The following is a 23,913-nucleotide window of genomic DNA, read 5'->3' on the forward strand; positions in this document are numbered from 1 at the left end:
CCTCATGACGGTGGGCGGGGCGCTGTCCATCCTGGGGACCAACAGCAACACCGTGCTCGCCGGGCCGCGCTACCTGTACGCGCTGGCCCAGGACGGCTTTGGCCCCGCTGCGCTCGCCACGCTGCATCCGCGCTACCGCACGCCGACGGTCGCCATCCTCACGCAGACGGCCATCGCGCTGCCCCTGGCGTTCTCCGGCTCGTTCGAGGTGCTCGCCACGCTCTCCGTGGTGGCCCGGCTCGCCACGTACTTCGGTACGGCCCTGGCGGTGCCCGTGCTGCGCCGCAAGCTCCAGGCGCCCGCGAACGCGTTCCGCATCCCGGGGGGACCCGTGATTCCCCTCGCCGCCGCCGCACTGTGCGTCGTCTTCGCGCTGAGTGCGGAGCGCGAGAACCTCTTCGCCGGGGCCGTCGCGCTCGCGGTGGGCTTCGTGCTCTACAGGTTCCAGCGCAAGCCGGATGGGAAGGCGGCGCTCGGATAGCGCGGGATGTCGCCCAGGCCCTTCGGGAATTCAGCCCGTGTTGCTTCAAGGCAGGCTCATTCCCCTGCCTCTCTGCTCTCGCCCGTGCCGTGCCAGGCGCCCCGCTTCTGCGCTGCCGTGGCCGCCGAGCCCATCGGCGACCATGGCGCACCGGGCACCGACGGCCCTGAAGTCATCCAGGGCTGTCCGTCCGGGCCGAGCACGTAACCGTACTGCATGCCATTGGCGACGACGAGCACGCCCAGCGGCTCGGTGACATTGACGCCCGGGGGCGCGCCGAGATTGCACCAGCCGCCGGGGCCGTAGAAAGCATTCGCCCAGATGTTGCCGTCTCCGCCCAGCACCCAGACCCAGGGATTCCCCGGCTCGGGCGTGACGGCGCCCATCGCCTTGGCGACGCCCAGCGCGCCCTCCGGGAGAGTGAGGTCAAGGAGAAGCCGTGCAGCCCTCATGGGGCACACGCCCGCTCAGGCCGCGCTCCCCTCAGGGGCGCGGCAGGCGGCTTGGGCATGGGGGCCACCGCGGCCTGGCGCTCAACACCCCGCGCTCTGGGGTGGCCACCGTGCTGGGGACAGTCTCCCAGGCAGCGGGGGCAGTCCCAGGTGCTCCAGGAGGGCACGCACCCCACTGGGAGCCGTCAGATACGCCAGCACCCGGCGCCCGCCTCCACACCTGCCGCAGGCGAACACGTCGGCGGGCGCTCCTGGGTCGGCTCCTGTCTCGTCGCTGCCTCAGGCGGCTCACTTGCCTCTTCCGGCTTCGGCTCTGCCCACGCTTGAGGGAGCTCAGCGCGCTGCTTCCTCCGCACCTCCGCTGCTCCTGCCGGGGCCTCGCGGGGACGGGAGGAGGAAGTGAAGAAGCGGGCAGCCCTGTCGCCAGGGCCGCCCGCGCGGCACACGGTTGAAGTCGAGTCCAGGCTAGTCGCCGGCCTGCTTGAAGATGAACGGGTAGGTGACGATCACGGAGCCGCCACCCTTGGGCTCCGGGAACTTCCAGGTGCGCACGCGGCCCGCGACGCAGGTCTCCAGGTCCGAGTTGCCCGCCGTGGACTGCGCGACGTTGGACGTGGCCACCGAGCCCGTGGCGCTGATGATGAACTTCACTGAGACCTTGCCGCCCAGCTTGGGGAAGCGGTTGAGCAGGCTCTCGTAGCAGTAGCGGATCTGCCCGCGGTTGCGCTGGATGACCTGGCGGATGAGCTCCTTGTCCAGCGAGCCCATGACCTCCGGGTCCGAGGACGTGATGCCCACGTCCACGCTCTGCTTGCCGCCGAGCGTGCCCACGCCGGTACCGTAGCCGCCGATGCCGCCGCCACGGCCCTTGGTGACAATGCCGCCGATGCCGATGCTGTCACCGGTACCGCCGCCACCGCCGCTGCCGCGCAGCCCCATGCCGCCGAAGCCGCCCGCGTTGCCCACCTTGGCGCTGAACACGTTGCCCATGGCGCTCTTGAGCTCACCGCCCAGGCCGGACTTGCCGAAGATGTTGGAGATGCCGCCCTTGCCGCCGCCGAAGATCTTCGCGGTGAGGGCGCGCGCCTCGTCCTTCCTGTTCAGGTCGCCCTTGGACACGGTGCGGTTGTTGGCCTTGAGCTCGTTCTTCTTGCCCAGCTGGCCTTCGTCACCGCGCGTCTTCTGGGCCATCTCGCCCGACTTCTTCTCCTTCTGCTGGTTGAGCTTCTCCAGGAACTTGTTCTTCTGGGTCTCGGGGGCCTTGATGACCAGCTTGGCGATGCGCGCGTCGTTGCCCGCGAGCTCGTCCGCGTACTCATCCCCTTCCCCGCTGCTGTTCATCGAGTGGATGACGAACGCGGTGGCGATGAAGAACATCACCAGGAAGATGTTGAGCGCCGTGTAGTCGAGGTTCTCGCCCACGGGCACGACCACGCGCTTGGGCACCGACTGGAGCTGCGCCTCCAGCGTGAGGCCGCCCAGGTCCACCCAGAAGAAGTCGTCGGCCTCCAGCGTCACGCCGTAGGACTCGCCCTCATTGGAGGCCTTGCCCGACTCGATGACCGCTTCCAGGTCGAGCGTTTCGCCCTTGCGGGTCAGCTCGCCCTTCATCTTGCGCGCGAAGCGCACGGAGAAGGTCTGTCCGTCGGTGCGCAGCACTTCGAAGGAGGGACCGCCCAGCTTGGCGTCGTCCATCACGAAGTCCACGCCCTTGGCGCTGCCGACCGTGAAGCCCTTCTTCGCGCCCGGGGGCACGAAGAACTCGCCCACGCGCTGATAACCCCAGAGCAGGCGCAGCGACACGCCCAGCGGACCGTTGGACTTGGTGCGGCGCACGGTGCGCACGCGCGGCGCGGCCTCCTCGTCCTCGGAAGGGGCTTCCGGAGCCTCCTCGGGGGCCTTGGCGGCGGGCGCCACGACCTTGTTCTTCTGCGTGGGCGCGACCGACGCATCCATCGCGGCGGCGGCGGGCGGAGGCGGAGCGGCGACGGGCGCCGTCACAACGGGCGCGACCGGAGCGGCCACGGCCTGCGCGATGGCGGCGGCGGAAGCGCCGGCCACGGGGGCCACGGTGGCGTTCTTGTCGGTGGGCGCGTCCGCCTGCGCGACGGCGGCGGCCAGGTTCACCGCGGCGACGGCGGCCGGGTTCTCCAGGCGGATGGTGGTGCCGCCCACGCGGACCTCGTCACCGAAGGAGATCTGCCCCTTGTTGACGCGCTTGCCGTTGACGTAGGTGCCTTCGACGCTGCCCATGTCGATGATGGACATGGAGCCGTCGCCCGCGACCTCGATGACGGAGTGGATGCGGCTGACCTTGTCGTCCTCCAGGCACAGGTGCGCGGAAGACAGACGACCAATCTTGATGATGTCGCGCTCGTAGTCCTTGGAGGCGACCAGCGTGTCGCCCTTGAAGACCTTGAGTGTCAGGGGTACGGCCATGAAGGGGGCTCCCGGTTCGCTCTCGCGCTCGTTGGACAACGGGGCTGGCGGAAGGTTCCCGCCGGCAATTCGTGGGGAATTACAGCTCACCCACGGACTGCATGACCTTGTCTCGAAGTCTTCGCGGATGAGGTTCGAGTGCTTCGCGGACTTGCGAGCTTCGACGTACTCACCATCCGGCTTCGTGAGGTCACCTTCGATGGTGTCGTCCTGTTGCTGGAGCCCACGCCGCTCGCGTCCAGAACGGCGACCTGCTGGCCGTTCCAGTAGACGCCGATGCGGTTGTCGGCCACGGTGGGCCGGGGCGAGAAGGAGACGCTGAGCTCATAGACGCCGCCGGGGCGGGTGGTCAGAGCCTGCGCTATCGAGGAGGGAGCGGTCGAGTCGAGCTCCACCATCTGGGTGCCAACCCGCGCGCTCCAGCCCACGCTGTTCGACTGGACAGCTGGAAGTCGAACTCCCAGAGCGCGGACACGTCAGCCCGCTTCGCTGACACGTCAGCGAAGCGTGTCCATGGCCTTGAGCCCCTTCTCCGTCACCCCGCATCTCCTCTCACACGTGGGCTCCAAGGGTCTGGCCAGCCGTTTGCTGTGAGACAGCCGCAGAGCACGCCGACGAGACAGTCCTCGCAGGCGCGAGTCCCAGAGTCAAAACCCTTTTCAGATACCAGCCCTTGATGTGAGGAATTGATGACGATGCTCGCTTCCATTGCTACCGTCCTGCTGGCCAATGCGCTCGGCCAGGCCCCCACCAGCACCATGGCCGCTCCGGCGCCCTTCCCCTATTGCGGTATGGAGATCCAGCTCAAGTCGTGGAAGGCGGACTACCTGAACCGTTCCGACGCGGCCATTCCCATCACCGCGGCGGCCACCGGCGCTGCCGGCAACAAGTGGACCGCCGAGTGCACCACGGACGGCAAGGTGAAGCTGAAGTCGACGAAGGGGGACTACCTGAACCGTACCAACCTCGCCCAGGGCGCCACCGTCGCCACGGCGGCCACTGGCACCGGCACCGTGTGGACTCCTGCATTCACCACCGCCGGCAAGCTCGTGCTGCGGTCGTCGAAGGGGGACGGCCTGCACCGGCCGGACAGCCCCCCGGCCGTCACCAGCTGGGGCACCGGCATTGGCAATGAGTGGACCGTCGAGCTCGCCGCGTGCGGCAAGAAGGTGGTGCTGCGGTCGTCGAAGATGGACGGCCTGCACCGGCCGGACAGTGCCCCGGCCGTCACCACCTGGGGCACCGGCATTGGCAATGAGTGGACCCTTGAGTGCGCCGCGGACGGCAAGTACCTGTTCAAGTCATGGAAGGGGGACTACCTGAACCGTACCGACGCGGCCCAGGCCATCACCGCGGCGGCCACCGGCGCCACCGGCAACGCGTGGACTCCTGAGTTCGCCAGCGGCAAGGTGAAGCTCAAGTCGGTGAAGGGGGACTACCTGAACCGTACCGACGCGGCCCAGGGCGTCAACGCGGCGGCCACCGGCACCGGCACCGTGTGGAGCCTGGAAATGTTGCCGACCCCGTAAGTCCCACGGGCTGCTCCAGAATCGCCCGCCCGCCGGGGCCCGTGCAGGCGGCCCCGGCGGTGGGATTCGACTCTTCAGCAACGGGAGGCGGACTTACGGGGCGCGGTCCGGATCCCCGGAGAGGCAGGGCTCCATCTTCTCGGGGGCAACGAGGAAGAGCTCCTCGCGATCCAGATGCCGGGACATGCCCGGCGTGGCGAAGCCAATCTGGCCGCCGCCGTCATAGATCAGGGCCGTCCAGTCGTTCTGCGATGCGGGGAACACATCCGTCGCGACGCCGTTGCGGTTGAAGTCCAGCGCATAGGGGTTGAAGTCGTATTGGCGGTTGTTGTTGAAGTCGAGGAAGTCGGTTGCAGAGAACATAGACACCTGGGCGCCGTTGAAGCGCAGCCCGTAGATCTTGCCCAGGTCCGTCTCGGTGGTCGGGGCGACGGGCGCGAACGCGGTGAGCTCGTTGACGGCCGCCTCGCTGAAGGAAGCCACCTGCACAGACGAGTAGTCGAGACCGCCGACCGTGTTGCGAATTTCGAATCCATAGAACTGGTATTCGTAGTTCATGATGCTCAGGTAGTTGGGCTTGTAGTTGGCTTCCTCATTGCCACCGTGGCGCAGGCCCAGGTTGTGACCCAGCTCGTGCATGAGGGTGCCGGCCTGCTGTTGCTCGGTGCCATTGAAAGAGGCCACCGTCACCAGGAAGTCATGCGCGGGGAGGCCGCGAGAGATACCGCTGGAGAAGTTCCCGTCGTATCTGAACGCGAACACCATGTAGTGAAAGTAGGGCGCGCGGGCGGCGGCGAAGTACTTCGCCTTGATGACGTCGAATTCCGTCCACACGGGGCTCAGGTCCATGTCCGCGTCCGCAGCGGCGATCTGCTGATCCACCACCAGGTGCAGCGTGATGCCTGTGGACCCATTCGGATTGCTCACCGGCGCGCTGGCGAAAGCCGTGATGACCTTGTCCAGCGTGGCCTGGCTGGGCCTGAGGTTGGGATAGTAGTCCACCTCCACGAAGACGTCCTTCTTGCGCGGGTTGGCGCCGAGGGCACTCAGATCCAGGCCGCCGAAGCCGAACGTCTCTACGTAGTCGCTGAGACTGTCCCCATCCGTGTCAGCCTTGTTGGGATCGGTGCCCAACACAAGCTCCACGACGTTACAGATGCCGTCACCGTCTGTATCCAGTGAGGTCAGGAGGCAGCCAGCAGGGATCGGGAGAGGCACAGCCTCTGCCACCATCTCATCCTGGCGGGTGCTGCGCTGTGCCGCGTCCGGAGGGGACACGTCGCCACAGGCGCTCAAACCAAGAAAGGCCAGGGAGGCTGTCAGCAGACACTTGTGAAGCTGTGACATAATTATCCTTCGCATCAGGGATTGGCATTGCACCAATCGTCGCCATCATCACTGGATGTGCATGGAATTGGAACAAGTATTGGGCTGATGGAGCCGATTTCGAAAGTCCTACTCATGTCCGGCCAGAAGCACTGAAAAAAGACATACGGACCGTCGCGCCGAGTGTGGCGCATTTCATTTCAGACTCCGACATCAGTCGAGTGGCGTCCGCGCTCCGGACCGTACTCCGGCGGGAGCGCGATGCACGCTCGGAGCGGCCTCAGCCCGCCCAGTCTTCCGGTTCCAGGAAGGTGAGCGTCGAGATGCCAGCGGCTTCGATCGCGTCCTTCACCGAGGCATGCACGACGATCGCATTCACCGACTCGGCCAACCTGAACATCAACGCGCCTCGCGTCTTGTCCAGGTCGACCGCCAGCGAGTCGATGTCGGCGGAGCTCATTCGCTCCTTCCCCCCTGCCGCGAAGCGGGTCTTGCCCGCGTCGGCCGCCGCGACCTTGCCGACGAGGTTGAAGGCGACGAAGTCCCGGTACACCGTGCCGTCCTCAGGGTCCGTCAGCTCCACGGCATAGGCATCGAGATTGTCCACGCCGGCCCGCAGCAGGACTTCGTGCAGGCGCTTGGACATCACCGTGATCGGCGTGAGCCACAGCTCGCCGAGCACCCACCCTTCCTCGTCGGTGCCTCGCAGCTTGAGGGGAATCGGCGTTGGCGGCTGCTTGTCGAAACGCACGCCTGTCATCCAACTGCGCAGCGGGTGGTCACGCGTATAGGCCAGCCGGGCGCGGTAGCCGACGTCGGGGTCTTCCGCTCCCAACACGTAGTAGGACTCTGGCATTCGGACTCGCTCCTGGGGGCCTTTCCCCCAGTGTGTCACCCGCCCTCAGCCCGCTGCGAGCCCCAACGCACGGATGGCCTCCGTGGCGGCTTTGCACGCATTTTGTACCTTCGGGTCAACTACCCTGGAGTGCTCGCGCGGCGGCTCTCCAATCGAAACAGGACTCCCAGTGCGTCTATACTTGCCAGGGATTGAACGTCCTTCCGGGGGTACTGCATTGGCCTATCGAGTCTTGAGGATGTGTGGCGCGGTCTGGCTGGGAGCCTCGCTGACGGTTTGCGGGAGCCGGGCCCCCGCCGGAGATGACGAAGCACTGGCCCGCGCCCCCGAGAAGTCAGGTGCGGACATCCAGTCCTCGTTGAGCGCGCTCACCCGTGCCTCCGTGCGCGGAGTCCACGCGGATGGCATCCCGGACACCCTCCAGGGGGAGCTGGGGCGCTTGGAGCCAACGGTGTCCGCCCTGTCGTTGGAGCAGGCGGCGGCGCCAGCGGTGGCCGCAGTGGCCCCCGTGTTCCGGCTTCGGGCGGAGGACCTGGTCCTCCAAAGGGCGCGCCGGGACACCGCGGGCAATCACCATCTTCGCTACCGGCAGACGAAGAATGGCTTGGACGTCATCGGAGGAGAGCTCCTCCTGCACGCGCGTCCGGACGGCACCGTGTTCATGGTGAATGGATCCGCGCGTGACGGCGTGAGCGTCTCCGCGCGTCCCCAGGTGACGGCCGCTGTCGCGGTGGAGGCCGCGCTGAAGGACACCCGGGGGACGGGCCTGTCCATCCAGGGCGAGCCCCGCCTCGTGTACGTGCGTACCGAGGCGGGACCGTTGCGGTTGGCCTGGGAGACTCGCGTGGCCGGTGAAGGAGCGGACATGCCGCTCCGGGACCGGGTCTACGTGAGCGCGACCGACTCGACGGTCCTGCTGCGCGCGCCGGAAATCCACGGCCTCCTCAAACGCAAGGTGTACAGCTTCAACGGCACCCTTCCGGGCAAGCTGGTCCGCGTGGATTGGCCCTCGTATGACAGCATTGTCGACGCGAACTTCGACATGCTGGGCTACATGTACAACTGCTACAAGGTCAACTTTGGCCGTGACTCGTATGACGGCTCGGACCACACGATCATCAGCACCGTGCACTACCTCAATCAGTACTCGAACGCGTACTGGGATGGGAACCAGCTGGTGTATGGCGATGGTGATGGGGTGAACGCCGGGCCCCTGGGCATTGATGGCGACGTCACGGTGCACGAGCTGACCCACGCCGTCACGGAGAGCGAATCCAATCTCACGTTCGCGGGGCAGTCCGGTGCGCTGAGCGAAGGCATCTCCGACACCTTCAGTGCCTATTGCCAGAGCTGGCAGTCGGGCACCTGGAGCACCGCCGCGGATGTCTGGAAGATTGGCGAGGGCATCTGGACGCCCCCCATTGCCGGGGATGCGCTCCGCTACATGGACGACCCCGTCAAGGACGGAGACTCCATCGACTACGCGTCCGACTACACCTCCAGCACGGACGCGCACTACGGCTCGGGCATACCCAACCTGGCATTCGCGCTGCTGTCCAAGGGCGGCACGCATCCGCGCGGGCGGTCCAGCATCCACGTACCGGCCATCGGCGTTCAGCGGGCGGGCGGCATCTGGTACAAGGCCAATACGGAAATCTTCGTCAGCAGCACGACCTTCGAACAGGCGAAGGCGTGGACCATCATGACCGCCTCGCTCCTGGGCTATGATCAGGCCCACCAGGATGCGGTGAAGGCGGCATGGGAGGCGGTCGGTGTGGGCGTCAACCCGCAGCCGCCTCCGCTCGCCATCGCGCTGGGGAACGGAGTGCCGGTGACGGGGCTTTCCGGGGCGGCCACGTCCAAGGCGCTGTACACACTCGACGTGCCGGCGAACAAGCAGGTCGTCTTCACCCTCAGCGGTGGGACGGGTGACGCGGACCTGTATGTCCGCTTCGGCGAGGTGCCCATCCCCACGTATGACTGCCGCCCGTACCTGAGCGGCAACGCGGAGACGTGCACCCTGCCGGCACGTGCCACCGCCGGGAAGTACTACGTCATCGTGCACGGCTTCGCGGCCTACGCGGGGGTGACGCTCCAGGGCCAGTATTCGCCGTGAGCACCCACGCCGGGGCCTCGGCATCGCGAGGCCCTGGGTCTGCATGCGGAACGTTCTTCGCGCAATGCATCGCGACGGCAAGAACCGAGGCGTGCTCATTGCCGAAGCATCCCCTTTGGCAACAATCCGAAGCCCGAGTGACCAGGATGTCCGGGGTCGTGCGTATTGCTGGAACGCCGACACTCCAGGTGCCGGTGCGGTAGCGGTCGAGCGCCGGGCGACCGCGAAAAGGGGACTTCCATCCATGGACGGGTCTGTTTTTCAGGGGTTGCAATGCCAGCACGCCGCGAGAGCTCCCTCGCACGGTGCGCGCTCCCGTGCGGGCTGGCTGGGGGCGCTCGTCGCGGTGCTGACGATGTGGGGGTGCGGGCGCTCGGAGCCCGCCGAGACTGCCCGCGCCGCTCCCGAGCCGGAGGCGCCCCATGTCTCCCGCGCGGAGCTGGGGGCGTGTGCCCTTTCGGAAGTGACCAGCGGCTCCCGCGTCTGCACCGGCGGCCTGGGCTACAGCCTTGAGTGTTTCGCGTCACAGCGGGAGGAGGCCTGCGGCGCCGACACGAGCCCGCAGTCCTGCCTCGTCTACGGCACGTGCCAGCACCCGGACTTCGGCAAGATCCGCGGCACGTATACGCAGACGGTCAGCATCCCGGACGATCCCGGGCATTCCTGCCAGGACGCGGCGGATGCGCACCTGGCGCAGCTCTCCCCCGCGGACCGCGCGGGCGTCACGTATGTCATCGGGCCCCTCGGAGGCGGCGGCGAATCCCTGAAGGAGGGCGGCTTCCTCGCGGACGCGGCATTTTTCGGAGCGAGCCCCGTGGCGGCTCCCATCCTTCCTACGCGCCCCTGCGTCATCATCTATTCCAACTACCCCAACGCCGCGGTCGCGACGGGCACCGGTCCCCAGTGCGGGCAGAGCATCACCTCCTGCGCGCCCGCCTGCGTGAACCACCAGACCTGCCAGCACCCGGACTTCGGCATGGCCACCGTGACGAGCCTGGTGCCGTTCTTCGTCTCCGGGCTGCAGGGCGGCTCCTGCGACCTGGCGGCCCAGAACTACATCTTCTATCAGCTGCCCCCGCATCAGCAGGGCGCCACGTATACCTATACGTCCGAGCCCTACTCCGACGGGGAGTCGGAGGGCATCCGCTGCGACGTCACCTTCACCTACCCGGAGTACAAGTACGGCACCGGGCCCCAGTGCGGGACCGCGGTGGGCCCGTGTTCGGCTTCCAGCCTCTCACCCGTCTACAAGAGCTGCCGCGCGAGCGCCCACGGGCTGGCGCCGTCGGACGCGGACTGCGGCCCCGGCTTCAGCGGGACGACGACCGTGCCGCCGAACACGCCCCAGGCCGCCGTGGAGGCGCAGGCACAGGCGCAATGGGCCGCCTCTGGCACCCTTGGCTCCCCCGTCTATGACGAGCCCATCTTCTGCACCCAGTGCCGCGCCCCCTTCTTCCTGGGGCGCACCGACGTCCAGAAGCGCGTCTACACCGCGGCGGCCCTCTTCAAGAACAACCCCAAGCTGCACATCCTCGCGGGCACGGCGTACTTCCTGGCCCGGCAGAACCCGGGAATGTCGGCGGCGAACCTCACCACGCACCTCAACAGTGTGTCCGTCGCACTCAACAGCTACGCCTACGACCCGACGCGGGATGCCAGCGGCCCCCTGGTGCGGCTGGTGATCCGGATGCTCTCCCGGGCCGAGCCGGGGCTGGCGGCCTCACCGGTGGCCCGCGACGCCCTGCGGGCCTATTCGCGGGGGCTGCTCGGCACCATGAACACCGGGCTGAGCCAGCAGCAGCTGGCCGAGTCCGCGCATGAGCACGTGGGGCAGTACGGGCGGGGCGAGGAGTTCATCCTCGGGGCGTGGGATCAACTCTTCGACACCACCCTGGGCTCCACCGCGCTGGCGACGGCGGTGAATACCGGGATCATCGGCACCACGCTGGGCATCCACACCGACACGGACGCGCGCAGCATGCTGGATCTGTACCGCATGGAGCCGCTCCGCACGTTCGTGATCAATCACTGGCAGTCGGATGGCAGCATCGAGGCCACCGAGGCGGAGGTCCGCCAACTGGTGACGGACGCGAGCACGGCCGGGCTCGATGTGGCGAAGCAGTACGCCACCGTCCTCTACACGCTCAACGCGGCCGAGCAGAGGTGGCGGGACCGCACGGCCCTGCGTCCGGCCGGGGCCCCTTCGGCGCTCGCCGCCGCCAGCGCCACGACCCTGACCCCGGAAGAGGAGTTCAAGCAGATCCTCGAACAGGCGAAGAAGGACCGGACCCGGGTGAAGGACGCCACGACGGGCGTCCGCGAGGGAGTCTCGGGGGCGTTGGGCCTCGCCTCCATGCTGCTCCGGGGCTTCGAGCAGGGTGAGCTCGCCGGTGATATCGCGCGCTTCAGCAGCGCCCTGAACACCACGCTGCAGGCCATCGCCGGCTACACGGAGAGCTCCATCAAGATCGCGGACACCCTCACGGGGGCGCTGGGGTTGGGCGTCAAGGGCTTCCAGGTCATCAGCGCGGCGGTATTCACCGGGCAGATGGTGGCCGCCGTGGTGCAGTTCCTCTCCATCCTGAGCGGTGGAAACCAGCCGACGCCCGAGCAGCTCATCCTCAAGGAGGTGAAGGAGCTCCGGCAGTTCGTGGGCGAGGTGCGCGTACAGATGCTCAGCCGGTTCGACCGCATCGACCGGAAGCTCAACTTCATCTACGCGGAGATGATGAGCCGGTTCGACCTGGTGGACTGGCAGCTGGGGCTGCTCAACCAGGACCTCCAGGAGACGCAGTCGGCCCTGTTCAACCTGAACAGCAACCTGAACCGGATGGAACGGGACATCTTCGTTGCGCTGGAGGAGAACGCGCGCCAGCCGTTCCGGCTGGGCGTGGACCATTACCTCCAGTGGGACGCCTACCACCCGTCGCCCATGCCGAACGCCCCGGACTACACCAACGCGGAGCCGCTCTTCTTCTCCTGGGCGAAGACGGAGGCGCTCGGGGAGACGTTGGCTGGCGCCTATGGCCGGGACTACTCGGACGCGGGCATCCTGGTCTCGCTCACCACGCATACCGTGGCGCACAACATCAACTACCTGGCCCAGCTTCCGGGCCGGTGGCCCCCACTCTCCGCGCTGTCTGACAAGCGGCTCGTCAGCCCGAAGGACTGGGGGAACGGCGCGGAGGCGTATGCGCGGCTCACCGAGGAGCAGGCCGCCTACGCGGCCGCGCAGCCCATGACCCACCACGGGGAGATCATCACGGAGGGCGAGAAGCTCGACGCGGCGCTGCGCAACATCGGCAAGCCGCTCTTCGGCGCCCTGCATGACCGCTACACCGGAGACTGGGATGCGATGAAGGCGGCAATCAACGGCGCCGAGTCCGTCTGGCGGAACGATCCGCTCAAGAAGCTGTACGGCATCGACCTGTGGGGAGGGCCGGATCAGCAGCCGTCCCAGCATGCCCTGACGCCCGGGGTGAAGGAGGTGGTCCGGTGCGAGGGAGACGGGAAGTGGCCGGACGGCGACGGCGATAACGCGCCCGATCAGATTGGGCTCGCGCTGACGGTGTGGCGGTACGACGCGCTGCGCGCGCTGCTCATCGCGGACAACCTGGACCTGGAGGGGGCACAACTGGACGTGTGCGCGACGACCCGGTGGCAGCTCCACAGCTCCCAGCCCACGGGCCTGGGGACCTACTACGAGCTGAAGTACTGGCTCCGCCCCACGGTGTACGTCCGCTACCGGTACTGGGACGCGGCGACGAGCGCGGTGAAGTCCGAGTTCGTCTTCGCCCATTCCTTCTCCCCCACCACCGAGCTGGTGGACATCGTCCGGCAGGACCGCATCCCCACCTACAACCCGAACGCGACGGTGAGTCCGGACAAGGCGCTCGTGCAGAACTGGGGCGCCATCTCGGCCTTGCCGTCGAGCAACGCCAGCCTGCTGTCCACCACGCTGCGCGACCTGGTGCGGCCGAAGGTGGCGGCGAGGCTGGTGCGGGAGCAGCAGGACTTCTATGCCTCCATCGCCCTCCGGGTGAAGCAGCCGGGGGACGCGCTGAACGGGTACGCGCAGCGGCTGACGGGCACGCAGCTCCTGTGGAAGGCCTACGTGACGCTGGGGCTGCCACTGTCGGTGGAGCACGATGACGGGCTGCGGGCGCTGTTGTACGGGGACGACGCCGTGATGTCGGGCTGGGATGTCGACGACGAGGACACCGTGGATGACGACCTCTCGGACCTCTACGCGCTGTTCGCCGTCACCCTGTCGCCACCCGCCGAGAACCTCATCATCAAGCTCGACACCGAGGTGAAAGGGCGGGCCCAGCGGCTGCGGGCTCTCGTTGACGCCATCTACGACAACCAGGCCAGCTCGGGTGGGTCGGAGGCGTCAGCCTGGACGGAGTCGACCCTGTTGCACCTCCGCCTGAGCAACCCGCACTAGGTCTGGCGGGCGGAAAAAAGACGGCGGGCTGCGCGGGGGCTTTCCCTCGCGCGGCCCGCTCGAAACGCCTGGAAAGCGGACACGCGCTACTGCGCCAGGGCTGCACGGAGGCGTCATCTCTTCGATACAATCACACCGGCGATCCCACCTCCCAAGACAGGAACGACGCGTGACCTCCAGACCGTGGCGATGGCTCCTCGCACTGACCCTCACCGCTTGTGCCGGCACGGACCCCGGAGGAGAGGGGGGGCCGACCGGAATGGAGTGCACCACGGAGCTGCGGCCCCACTTCGACGGCGAGGGCTGCTGCGGCGAGCCGGTCGCGGAGCCGCTCTGCTCCACCGGCACCATCGTGTTCTGCGAGGTGCGTGATGCCCGCTCCGAGCCCGTCGGCTGCTACTACAAACACAACAGCACGAAGTTGCGCTGCACGAGCTGCCAGAACACCAACGACTGCGTGGCCGATGCAAACCGTGCCTGCGGGAAGTGAGTGCGGGGCGTCCACGCCCGCGAGCACCTGCTCGCTCCGTCCCGGCGCGCCCGAGGCACGAATGAGAAAGTTCGGGGCCCGTCATGTGGCGAGAGCTGTAGGGCGCGTGGGGACAGCTTCGACCCAGCCGTCGAGTGAAATCGACCCGCGTGGCGAGGCTGGCTGTTTCAGGGGGCAAGGTCAGAATGCAATGCCTGCCCCGTGAGTCCCTTCCCGGAGGAGATTGCATTGCCGCCACGCATGAATCGATTGCCCTCGTTCCTGTCCGTCGTCCTGTGTTTGTCCAGCCTGGCGTCTCCAAGCCGGGCCCAGCCCTCTGGCCTTCCGCCGGAGTTCGTCAGCGTCTCGCAGTCCACCTCGCAGGTTCGCCCGGAGGACGTCGCCCTGTTCGGCGCTGTCGCGAGCGACCCGCAGGGCAGTCCGCTCACCTTCACCTGGTCCGCCAGCGACGGCTGGCTGGATGCCCCGACACACGGCGCGAACACGAGTGAGGTCTCGTGGCGCCCACCGATGTGCCTCGCTCCGGGCAGCGCGCCCGTGAGCGTCACGGCGACCAACGCGCTCGGGCACTCCGCCACGGCGTCGTTCGCCATCGACGTGCAGCGGGACCTGGCAGAGGACCGCCAGGGCGACTTCCGCCTGATGGAGCTCGGGCTCGACGGTGTGCTGCTCACCCTGGACACGCCGCCGAAGCTGCGCCTCAACCACCACCGGCCCTCGCTGAACGGGGAGCGCATCCTGTTCCCGACCGAGCGGCAGCTCTCCGTGTCGTTCGTGAGCGAGCAGTCGGAGGCGAGTCACTCGCTCGGCTGGCTCTACTACGACGACCTCGTCTCCCGCGGCTACATCGACACGCGAAACACGCCCTGGGACTCCGCCGATGACCTCTTGCGGGATGCCAATGCCAATGGCGTCGCGGACCTGCACGAGGACCTCTACAACCTGGCGCCGCCCTCCGGTGGCCAGGCCCGTCCATACGTGGGTGGCACCCGCCGGTGCGTGCGGACATTCGTCTCCGGGGGACTCCTGTACAGCCAGCCCGAGCTGGCCCTGAACAGCACCTGCAACAGCGCCTTCGCCGCAGGGCAGTCCCTGGCGGATGCCCGGCCGGGGAAGACGCACCTCTTCCATACGACGGATGTGGTGGGCGCCTTCTCGACGACCCTTCCCGGAAGCGGCTTCTCGGACGGCGGGCTCTACGCGCGCATCCCCAACCTGCTGGAGCCCGCGGCTTCCGCCAATGGCTTCAAGGGGCTTGGACGGCTGGGCTTCCTGCTGGCGGACGATGACGACGACCTCACCGTCGCCTACGACGGCACGGGCCTCCCAAGGACCACCAACCCGGATCCGGGCATCAGCGACCAGGACCGCACGGTGGACCTGGGCTGGGTGGAGGGCGGCAAGGAGATCGTCCTCTTCCTCGTCGTCCATGACTCGACTCCGCACGACCCTCAGGTCGGCATGGTGTACCCCTGCCTGCGCAAGGCGGCTGATGGCCGGTGCACCCTGCACCTGAAGACGTCCACGTCGGTCTTCTTCTCGAAGTCGCGGTGGAATCTGGACCCGGACGTCGTCGGCACGCCCGTGGCCCAGCGCAACATGGGCTGCGAGTACCGCCCCGGATGCAATCCGAGCGCGCCCGGCCAATACAGCTGCACCCTGGACGGTACCAGCCAGAGGATGTGTGGCTGGCTGGAGCCAGACTCCCTTGATCAGCTCGGCTCGTCGGCCCACGGCCAGCTCATGCTGCCGAAGGCGGCGACCGGGGCCTCCTCGCCTGTCAGTGGGGGCACACCGCACCTCCTCCTCGGTACCCCTGGCACCACCACGAGCCAGTGGATTCTTGGCTTCGAGGACGTCAGTGGCGGCGGTGACCGCGACTTCAACGACGTCGTCTTCCGCCTCCACACGACGGGCACGGGAGGGACGGTGCGCTCCTCGGTCCTCACTGCTGACGTGCACCCCGAACTCGCGGACGTCTGCGACGTCTCCCGCGTGCGCTTCCGCGCGGAGGAGTACCTCGAGCCCGCCTGCGGCACCCCGGTGTCGCCCCTCATCACCTACTTCGTCGCTTCGGACTGCCGGGTGTGCAGCCAGGGCCTCTGCACCGCCAATGTCACGCCCAGCTGGGTGCCCGTTCCCCTTTCGGCGGGCCAGAACGAGGCCGTGGTGGACCTCACCCCGTTCCACGGCTTCCAGCTCTGTTGGAAGGCCCAACTGCGCAGCCCGAACTCCCAGTGCGCGCCCACCATCCTCGATGTGGACCTCGGCTACGAGCAGACCCCCGCCCCCTGAGCCGGGTGGACGGAACACGGCCGGTTGCCATGGGTCACGCTCCCTCGCCGAGCCAATGGCAACCGCGACCCACGCATCCGTCGAGCCTGCGGAAACCCCTTAACGCATCGTGCGAATAGAAGGCCTATTGAGGGTGGGGGCTGGAGCAGAGGTGCCGAAGAGGGACGCTGACGGGTGCCGCCGAGCTGTGCGCCTGGCCGGTCGAGAAGCCGTGCAGCCCTCATGGGGCACACGCCCGCTCAGGCCGCGCTCCCCTCAGGGGCGCGGCAGGCGGCTTGGGCATGGGGGCCACCGCGGCCTGGCGCTCAACACCCCGCGTTCTGGGGTGGCCCCCGTGCTGGGGACAGTCTCCCAGGCAGCGGGGGCAGTCCCAGGTGCTCCAGGAGGGCACGCACCCCACTGGGAGCCGTCAGATACGCCAGCACCCGGCGCCTGCTTCCACTCCTGCCGCAAGCGAACACGTCCAGCGCGAAACTCCTGCGCAGCAACCCGGCCCCATCCAGCCGCGGCGGGCGCTCCTGGGTCGGCTCCTGTCTCGTCGCTGCTAAAGGCAGCTCGCTTGCCTCTTCCCGCTTCGCCTCTGCCTCCGCTTGAGACCTTGATGGCGCCATGCTTTTGCGGACCGGGCTGCGGGCTCTTGTCCAGGGCATGGTCCTTGGGCCACGCGAAGACGAACTCAGGATCGAAGCCGACATTGCGGGTCCCCCCATTCGGGCTCGGGAACATGGGCGCGGGCTCCGGCTGACCTGAGTTCGCCCCAGGCACGATGTTGCTCCCCCACACGTTGAAGGTTCCCTGCATCGTGACCAGATACGGCCAGCCTTTCTTGAGCACCGTCTGGCTGGGAACAGGGGCGGCGCTCTGGGTGTCGAGCCACAGCTCTTCCTGCTGCCCCAGGCGGGAGTGGACAGCAACACCCCCACCACCGCGCAATGCGCGGCCAGTTGCGAAAAACCTCTCATGCGCTCTAGCTCCGTTGTCTTGAATAGGGACTGTGGGGTGATCCAGGAACGCTTCCGCGCGACATGGGTTTGCAAGCGAGGCGCCACAGGTCTACAGCCCGTGCATCCCAGCCCCGGCGCTCGGCCTGGGTGTGGATGGGGGCTCGCGGCGGTGCAGCCGCGGGAAGTCCTGCCCCGTCAATGACGCGTCAGCGAGGGTCATTGACGTGTTGACGGCTCGCGAGAGGGCTCCGCCCACTTCGCCGGGGCCCACGAGAAGGCACGCGGTTCAAGCAACGCGCAGCCTCAATCAGCGTACAGGCACTGCATCGTGACCGGGTCGAAGACCGCGTTCCGTCCTCGACCAAAGTCGACTCCGACATAGGGTGGAGTGGAGTGCATCAGCTGGATCCGCACAGGCTCGGGCTCCGACTCGAACCGGAGGGACACGGGATGCTTTAGAAACCACGCCCGCACCCGCTCGCGCTCCTCTTCCGACAACGATCCTTCCGTCCGCCCAATCATTTGTTGAACCCTGGCTTCGTTTTCCCTGAGCAGGGATTTGAGATGGCGCCATCCCCCGAAATGCCGTCCGCCAACCTGGGCCACTGTCGGAGACAGCGCCAGGAGCGACACCACGGTCAGAGGGGGAAGCACGCGCCGCCAGAGTCGGACGATCGGGTCGGCCTCATGTCGGGCCACGAAGAATCCACAGAAACCGATCAGGATGAACAGCCAGCCACAAAGCGCTACCTCCAGGAGCATATCCGCGATGGGCGGATCGCCCGGGAAGGCTGTTGGCTCAGCCGTCAGTGCCTGCAGCGCCCCCATCAAGCCGAGCGACACGGCGACGCAGGAAGAGGGCACGAACCAGCACACCAGCAACGTCAGCCCGAAGCGTTTGATAGTGCGAACCATCGGTTCGGAATTCATGGTCCCCCCCACTTCGTCGCCGGATTGCGGAGCATCCAGTCCGAAAGTCTCGGGCTCCGTCAAGGCGCTCTGAGCCGGAAACCGGGTCGCGGACAAAGAAGAACCCGGCGACCCTTGAGTTCACCGGGCTTCTCGACATCGCGCCGGCAGGCGCCGGATCAGACCAGCTTCGCCATGATGTCGCGCTCGCGCTGATCGAGCTTGATCGAGTCGAGCGTCCAATTGATGAGCTCGTCAGCGACCGACGCGTCGAGACCGAAGGCACTAGCGGTCTCCTTCACCGACGCGCGCTCCTCGGTCGCCACCTCTCCGTCGGAACAGGCCACCTCGACGAGCATGCGCAGCAGATGCGCGCGCAGCTCGCGGATTTCGATCTTGCTGACGATGTCGGTGAGGCGACCAGGCTTCTGGAACTCCGCCTCGATGAGCGCGGCGACCTGCTCGTCACGGGGCGACAGGCCGATGTTCAGCACCACCTCATCCAGCTGCTGGCGCTCGTCCTCGGTGATGCGGCCATCGCTCGCCGCCACGTTGGCCATGGCCTGCACGAACGCCAGCAACTGCTCCTGGGGATACTCGCGCGTCATATCGTCTCCTGGGTGGGCGGCGCGCGGCCGGGTCAAGAACGGCCGGACAGACGGGAGCCGGGCTGCGCGTGCCCCCAGGATAGTGGGCACCCGCCAGGACCGAAAACGGTTTCGTCCGAGCACCTGCGTGAGCGCGCAGCCTCAGGACGCAGGGGGAGCAGGCACTCGGCACATCACCCTCGGTCCCCCGCACGAGCCGAAGGCCTCAACGGAAATCGCTGTCGGGCGAGGGGGGCATGCCGGCCTGCGTCAGCTCCCGTTCGAAGGCCGGGTGCTGCTTTGCCTGGCGCCAGAGGAAGGTCCAGTCCGCATCGTCGTCCGCGCGGATGCGGACCCCCCCGGCGCGCAGCGCCTGGAACACCCGCACGGTTTCCTCCTCCGGACAGAAGTTCTGGTTGCGCAGCGCCGACGTGTAGGGGCCCGCGCCCCGCGCGGGCGCAAGGCGCCAGGGGACCTTCCGCTTGAGCAGCAGGGCCACCGTCTTCGGACTGCAGCTGCCCGCGGCCGCCTGGAGCAGGTGGCTCCCAGCTTGGGGCGTCCTGACATCCGCGCCGGCATCCAGCAGCAGTTGGGTGATGGAGGTGTCCTCCGGCTTGTAGGGGTTCCTGCCCACCGCGTGCAACAGGGGCAGCTGTCCGGAGGTGGCCTTCTTGTTCGGATCCGCTCCGGCTTTGAGCAGGAGCCGGACCGCGTCTACGTGCCCGTTCCTGGCGGCCGCGCTGAGGAGGGTTTCGCTGCCGTCGGCGTCCTCAGCGTCGGGGGAGGCGCCGGCCTTCAACGCGCGCGCCAGCAGCCCGGTATGCCCCTCTTCCGCCAGCTTCACGACCGGCGGTGGCTTCACCCCCACGTCCATCAGGACGCCCATGGTGGCCACATCGTCGTAGAGGAAGGCTTCGTCCATCCAACCGTCGCCCCGGGTCCTCCCGTCCCGGTCAGGCGCGGAAGGACGGCCTACCCGCAGCACCTCGCGCATCAGCCCGGCATCATGGTGCGCCAGCGCGAAACCGACCGCGTAGTCGGTGACGTTCGCGGGGAGCCGACCGTGCAACCGCGGGACCTGTCGCGAGACCTCCTCGACATCACGCTTCTGGACGGCCGCGAGGAAATCCGCCTCCCGCAGACAGGCAGGCTCCGGGGGGGCGCCTGCGGCAATCAGTCGCCCTTCAATGTCTGTCAGGTTCTTCCAGCGCGCGAAGCAGAGCGCGGACCAGCCCACCGGGGGCCAGTGGTCGGAGTGCCGGGGCACGGTGACGCTGGGGTCCGCTCCCGCTTCCAGCAACACCTGGGCGGCATCCGGCCGGCCCATCCCACAGGCCACCATCAGCGGAGATTGTTGCCTGTTGTTGAGGGCACTGCCCGGCCTGTTCCTGGGCTCGCCTCGCGCCAGGGCCGCGCGCAGGGCCGGCAGATCGCCGTCCTCGATGGCCATCACCACTGGATTGTGTTCGTGCCGGATGAAGTGGGACTCCGCCCGCGCCGTGGGAGCAGCCACGGTCAGCGCGAGGAGCATGAGGCTGGCGAGCCTTCGCGATAGAGACGGGGGCATGGTGGGCCTAGCGGCGCAGCAGCTTGTCCAGCCGCGCATCCTTCGTGCTTTGGGAAAGGGCTTGGAGGCAGGACTCGCGGTTGGGCCCTGACCGCGGGCGCCTTCCGCCCTGCGCCAGCGACAGACACCGCATCAACTTCAGGTCGAAGGGCGTGAGGGGGGAGATGCTGTCCGCGTCCTGGAGCTCATCCCACGAGTTGCGTCCCAGGACGGCCCACGTCCAGGCCCTCAGGCAGTTGTGGACGCGGTCCGCGTCGCCCAGGAACTCCAGGCATTGGTCGGGCCGTGTCGCGCCCTGGGGGACGTTGGGGTCTCCCTGTCTGGGGCCCTCCGGGTTCGAGCCGCGGTAGCGAATCTTCCGGCGCTTCTCGCCAACCGCGCAGTCCTCGGGGCAGTTGCAGCGCTGCTCCAACGTGGAACAAACGCCGTCGCCACAGGCCAGGCACATGGGCTGCTGCTCGGGGTCGCGCTCGTCGTTACAGGTCGTGTCCCCGGTCTTCTTCGCGCAGCGGGCGACGAGCCCTTCGCAACAGGCCACCTCTCCGCCGTAGTACCCCTCCTCGCCGCACGTCCGCCCCCGGGCCCGCCGCCGGGACGTGCAGAAGCGCTGCCCGTCGCAGTACGTGGCCGCGTAGCATTCCTCCGGAAACGCTCCACAACGCTCCGGGGACAGTCCCTCGCACCAGACGTCCGCGAGGCGACGCGTTGCGGTGGGCGCGGAGGGCTCGGAGGGCCTGGCGGGCGAGGGGCTGGAGGGAATGGGAGGCATCACCCGTCCCGCGTTCGGTCGGGGGGAAGGACGGGAGCGTGCGAAGAGCACGGCCCCTGCGATCCCCAGGCAGAGGGCGACCGCCGCGATGAGGAGGTTCCAGCGGACGCCCGGTGGGAGGGACCGCCGAGGCTCGGTAGGCGGAAGCATGCTGCATTCAAGCGCGCTTGCCTCGCACGACGGAAGAGGGGGAAAGCCGATAACGCTCGCGGCGCTCCGGGGTTTCCTGGCGAAAGGCCGACCTCCCGCCTACAGCTTGCCCGCCAATGTCCGCTGGCGGTCTTGAACCTGGATCATGCGTTCCTCGTACAGCCGCGGCGCCAGGACGGTACTGCCATAGGAGAGCATCAGGGTCCGCGTGTCCGGCAACCGTTGTCCCGAGAGCGAAAGCTGCGTGTCGGCGGTGGTCCACTGAGAGTGCAGTTGGTAATCCGTGCTCGACTGAAGCACCCGCAGCCTCGCGTCGGCCTCGCGCCGCCGCTCACGGTCATCAGGAGGAACGCATCGGGCGAAGAGAAGGCCTGTTGAGGGTGGGGGCTGGAGCAGAGGTGCCGAAGAGGGACGCTGACGGGTGCCGCCGAGCTGTGCGCCTGGCCGGTGGAGAAGCCGTGCAGCCCTCATGGGGCACACGCCCGCTCAGGCCGCGCTCCTCTCAGGGGCGCGGCAGGGGGCTTGGGCATGGGGGCCACCGCGGCCTGGCGCTCCGCTGCACAGCGGGCCCAGGCCCTCGAAGCCCGCGTCCAGGACCGCGTTCACGACGTCCAGCGGCTTCGACATGCGTCCACCTTTCGCCTTGAGCCTGGAGCGGGCCTCGACCTGGAGAAAGGAGACCGGAGGAAGCCCGCTCGGTCGCTCGCGACATCCCCGGCGAAGAGGGAGGGGGTGAGGCCCCTCCCTCCCGTCGTTCACTCAGAGCTCGTTGAAGATGAGCAGCCCGCGTGAGGAATCCACCGCGTAGACATACCCGTCGCCCGGGACGCGCATCCCCATGACGCCTTCGTAGACGACGGCCAGCCGGTTCCGGTCGGTCTCACGGTAGGCGTTGAAGTAGGCAATCTCCTTAGGGAGCGTGGGATTGGCCACGTCGAACACGCGCACGCCTTCCTGGTACCAGGCCACGTACAGCTTGTTGCCCTTCAGGATCATGTTGTGGATGGAGGTGGTGGGGCGCAGCCGGTGCTCGCCGATGAGCTGGATGTTCGCCGGGTCGGTGACATCCAGCACGCGAAGGTGCGCGCCCTCCTGCTCACTGCCCTCGAACGCGATGGTGCGGCCCGAGAAGGTTCCCACCGCGCTGGCATGACTGTATTGCCGGTTGTAGTGGTACTTGCCCAGCTCCTTGACCTGCATCGGGTCGCTCGGGTCGGTGACCAGGAAGCCGATGTCCGTGTGGTTGATGTAGAGGCGGCCCTCGTAGGCGAAGGAGTCGTGCGGATAGCTGGTGACGAACTCCTCGGACGTGAAGACGACGCGGTTGAGCAGGATCGGGTCTCGCGGGGACGTGATGTCGAAGATGATCGTCTGCGCGGGCCGCAACGCCATGGCGTAGAGCCGGTTGCCATCCACGAACAGGGTGTGCACATTCAGGGGCGCGCCGTTGGGCACGCTGCGGATGTAGGTCGGATCCCCCGGGTTTGAAATGTCATACAGGATGACGCCGGAAGCCTTGGTGGCGACGTAGAGGACGTCGTCCTTGGCCCACGCGGCGTTCCAGTACCCGTCGCCCGGCAGGGAGATGACCTTCTTCAACACGGGGTGGCCACGGTCGCTGACGTCGAAGACCGTCAAGCCTCCCGCGGGCATGTCCGGCTTGAGCTGGATGGACACCACGTAGGCATGGTTCTTCGTGACGTAGACATCCACGGGGAAGCCAAGGTCGACGGCGGACTCGGAGACGAGGTTCAGGCCCCCGGAGGACTCGGCCTCACCGCGGCTCAAGACCAAGCGGTCCGCGTCGAACGTCCCCTTCTCCGTGAGCACGCCGTTGGTGCAGACCGCATAGCAGCCGGTGATGTGGTGGGGCTGGGGCACGTCACAGCCCGCCAGCGCGGTCTTGATGGCCACGCCCCGGGGCGTGGTGAAGACGCTCGTGAGGAGCATGCCCTGGTCATCGAACTGCTGCCGGGTGAAGCGATCAAAATTCGAGGTTCCGGCGCCACCCCCTTCTGGGAGCAGGAGGCCGGCTCCGCTCCATGGGTACTCGCCGGATTCCGGTCGCAGCTCGGTCTGGTAGATGCCGTGTCGTGACGCCGTGCGGAGCGCGCTCGGGTTGCATTGCGACAGGTTGAAGAGGGCCGGGGTGTCGCAGTCGATCTCGGTTCCAAGTGGAGGGGTGAACTCGCAAGGGGCGAAGACGCCGCGGTCGATCCAATCGCTCTTCTCTTCGATGGGGGTGGAGGTGCCGTCCCAGGCTTCAGCGGGGGGAGTGCCGGCATCCGGCGTCACCTGGGGATCGTCGTCACACCCCGCGGCGAGGGCGAGGAGGACGACGGTGAGGTACACCCATGACGGCTTCGACCTTGGTGTCATGGGTGAAGGAGGCCCCGGTGAGGGGAATGATGCAAAATGAGAACGCATCAGGCGAAGAGAAGGCCTGTTGAGGGTGGGGGCTGGAGCAGAGGAGCCGAAGAGGGACGCTGACGGGTGCCGCCGAGCGGTGCGCCTGGCCGGTGGAGAAGCCGTGCAGCCCTCATGGGGCACACGCCC

General features: G+C 67.6%; 16 protein-coding genes and 1 pseudogene. 6 read left to right on the forward strand and 11 right to left on the reverse strand.

All coding sequences use genetic code 11. From position 1 onward, the window contains the following. Positions 1-481, forward strand: a 481-nt coding sequence (locus D7V93_RS09595) for an APC family permease (RefSeq protein ID WP_120643103.1), incomplete at its 5' end; no start/stop codon positions are given. Positions 482-537: 56 nt separating this feature from the next. On the opposite strand, the gene D7V93_RS09600 is transcribed toward D7V93_RS09595, so the two are convergent. The 3 genes and pseudogenes from D7V93_RS09600 to D7V93_RS47800 all read right to left on the reverse strand — a co-directional run. Further along, on the reverse strand, positions 538-933 hold the full coding sequence (locus D7V93_RS09600; protein WP_120643104.1) for a hypothetical protein: 396 nt from the start codon (positions 931-933) through the stop codon (positions 538-540). A 465-nt stretch (positions 934-1,398) separates the two neighbouring features. Continuing rightward, positions 1,399-3,372 (reverse strand): adventurous gliding motility protein GltG, encoded by a 1,974-nt coding sequence (gltG, locus tag D7V93_RS09610; protein WP_120643118.1) that lies wholly within the window; start codon positions 3,370-3,372, stop codon positions 1,399-1,401. 79 nt (positions 3,373-3,451) lie between these two features. Continuing rightward, positions 3,452-3,585 (reverse strand): annotated as a pseudogene (locus D7V93_RS47800) (adventurous gliding motility protein CglF); the annotation flags it as partial. Between the two features lie 482 nt (positions 3,586-4,067). Between D7V93_RS47800 and D7V93_RS09615 the strand changes: the two are divergent. Beyond that, positions 4,068-4,901 carry a hypothetical protein gene (locus tag D7V93_RS09615; RefSeq protein ID WP_147451103.1) on the forward strand — a complete coding sequence of 278 codons (834 nt, stop codon included), beginning with the start codon at positions 4,068-4,070 and terminating at the stop codon, positions 4,899-4,901. A gap of 93 nt (positions 4,902-4,994) precedes the next feature. Here the strand turns inward: D7V93_RS09615 and D7V93_RS09620 are convergent, their stop codons facing one another. Continuing rightward, positions 4,995-6,263 (reverse strand): zinc metalloprotease, encoded by a 1,269-nt coding sequence (locus tag D7V93_RS09620; protein WP_341870921.1) that lies wholly within the window; start codon positions 6,261-6,263, stop codon positions 4,995-4,997. A gap of 244 nt (positions 6,264-6,507) precedes the next feature. Next, complete coding sequence (locus tag D7V93_RS09625) at positions 6,508-7,083, reverse strand: imm11 family protein (protein ID WP_120643107.1); 576 nt, start codon at positions 7,081-7,083, stop codon at positions 6,508-6,510. A gap of 238 nt (positions 7,084-7,321) precedes the next feature. Between D7V93_RS09625 and D7V93_RS09630 the strand changes: the two genes are divergently transcribed. The 4 genes from D7V93_RS09630 (at position 7,322) to D7V93_RS09645 (ending at position 16,431) form a co-directional block, all read left to right on the forward strand. Beyond that, on the forward strand, positions 7,322-9,199 hold the full coding sequence (locus D7V93_RS09630) for a M4 family metallopeptidase (protein WP_244237206.1): 1,878 nt from the start codon (positions 7,322-7,324) through the stop codon (positions 9,197-9,199). Between the two features lie 244 nt (positions 9,200-9,443). Then, entirely contained in the window at positions 9,444-13,646 is a 4,203-nt protein-coding gene (locus D7V93_RS09635; RefSeq protein WP_147451104.1) for a hypothetical protein, read from the forward strand. 259 nt (positions 13,647-13,905) lie between these two features. Then, positions 13,906-14,136: a hypothetical protein gene (locus tag D7V93_RS09640; RefSeq protein WP_120643110.1), complete on the forward strand. Its 231-nt coding sequence runs from the start codon at positions 13,906-13,908 to the stop codon at positions 14,134-14,136. A 240-nt stretch (positions 14,137-14,376) separates the two neighbouring features. Continuing rightward, entirely contained in the window at positions 14,377-16,431 is a 2,055-nt protein-coding gene (locus tag D7V93_RS09645; RefSeq protein ID WP_120643111.1) for a DUF4114 domain-containing protein, read from the forward strand. Between the two features lie 1,247 nt (positions 16,432-17,678). On the opposite strand, the gene D7V93_RS09660 is transcribed toward D7V93_RS09645, so the two are convergent. The 6 genes from D7V93_RS09660 to D7V93_RS09685 all read right to left on the reverse strand — a co-directional run bounded on the left by D7V93_RS09660 (position 17,679) and on the right by D7V93_RS09685 (position 23,736). Next, on the reverse strand, positions 17,679-18,305 hold the full coding sequence (locus tag D7V93_RS09660; RefSeq protein WP_147451105.1) for a hypothetical protein: 627 nt from the start codon (positions 18,303-18,305) through the stop codon (positions 17,679-17,681). Between the two features lie 158 nt (positions 18,306-18,463). Then, positions 18,464-18,892: a tellurite resistance TerB family protein gene (locus D7V93_RS09665; RefSeq protein WP_120643113.1), complete on the reverse strand. Its 429-nt coding sequence runs from the start codon at positions 18,890-18,892 to the stop codon at positions 18,464-18,466. A gap of 205 nt (positions 18,893-19,097) precedes the next feature. Beyond that, positions 19,098-20,402 carry an ankyrin repeat domain-containing protein gene (locus tag D7V93_RS09670; protein WP_158623689.1) on the reverse strand — a complete coding sequence of 435 codons (1,305 nt, stop codon included), beginning with the start codon at positions 20,400-20,402 and terminating at the stop codon, positions 19,098-19,100. Positions 20,403-20,445: 43 nt separating this feature from the next. Beyond that, positions 20,446-21,207, reverse strand: coding sequence for a hypothetical protein (locus D7V93_RS09675; protein WP_147451106.1), 762 nt, complete (start codon positions 21,205-21,207; stop codon positions 20,446-20,448). Between the two features lie 249 nt (positions 21,208-21,456). Beyond that, the gene (locus D7V93_RS44825; protein ID WP_120643116.1) at positions 21,457-21,657 is read right to left on the reverse strand and encodes a hypothetical protein; all 201 of its coding nucleotides are present in this window, start codon (positions 21,655-21,657) and stop codon (positions 21,457-21,459) included. A gap of 459 nt (positions 21,658-22,116) precedes the next feature. After that, entirely contained in the window at positions 22,117-23,736 is a 1,620-nt protein-coding gene (locus tag D7V93_RS09685; protein WP_120643117.1) for an LVIVD repeat-containing protein, read from the reverse strand. Positions 23,737-23,913 lie beyond the last annotated feature (177 nt).

The organism is Corallococcus llansteffanensis (genome assembly GCF_003612055.1).
In the GTDB taxonomy this organism is placed as follows: Bacteria; Myxococcota; Myxococcia; order Myxococcales; family Myxococcaceae; genus Corallococcus; species Corallococcus llansteffanensis.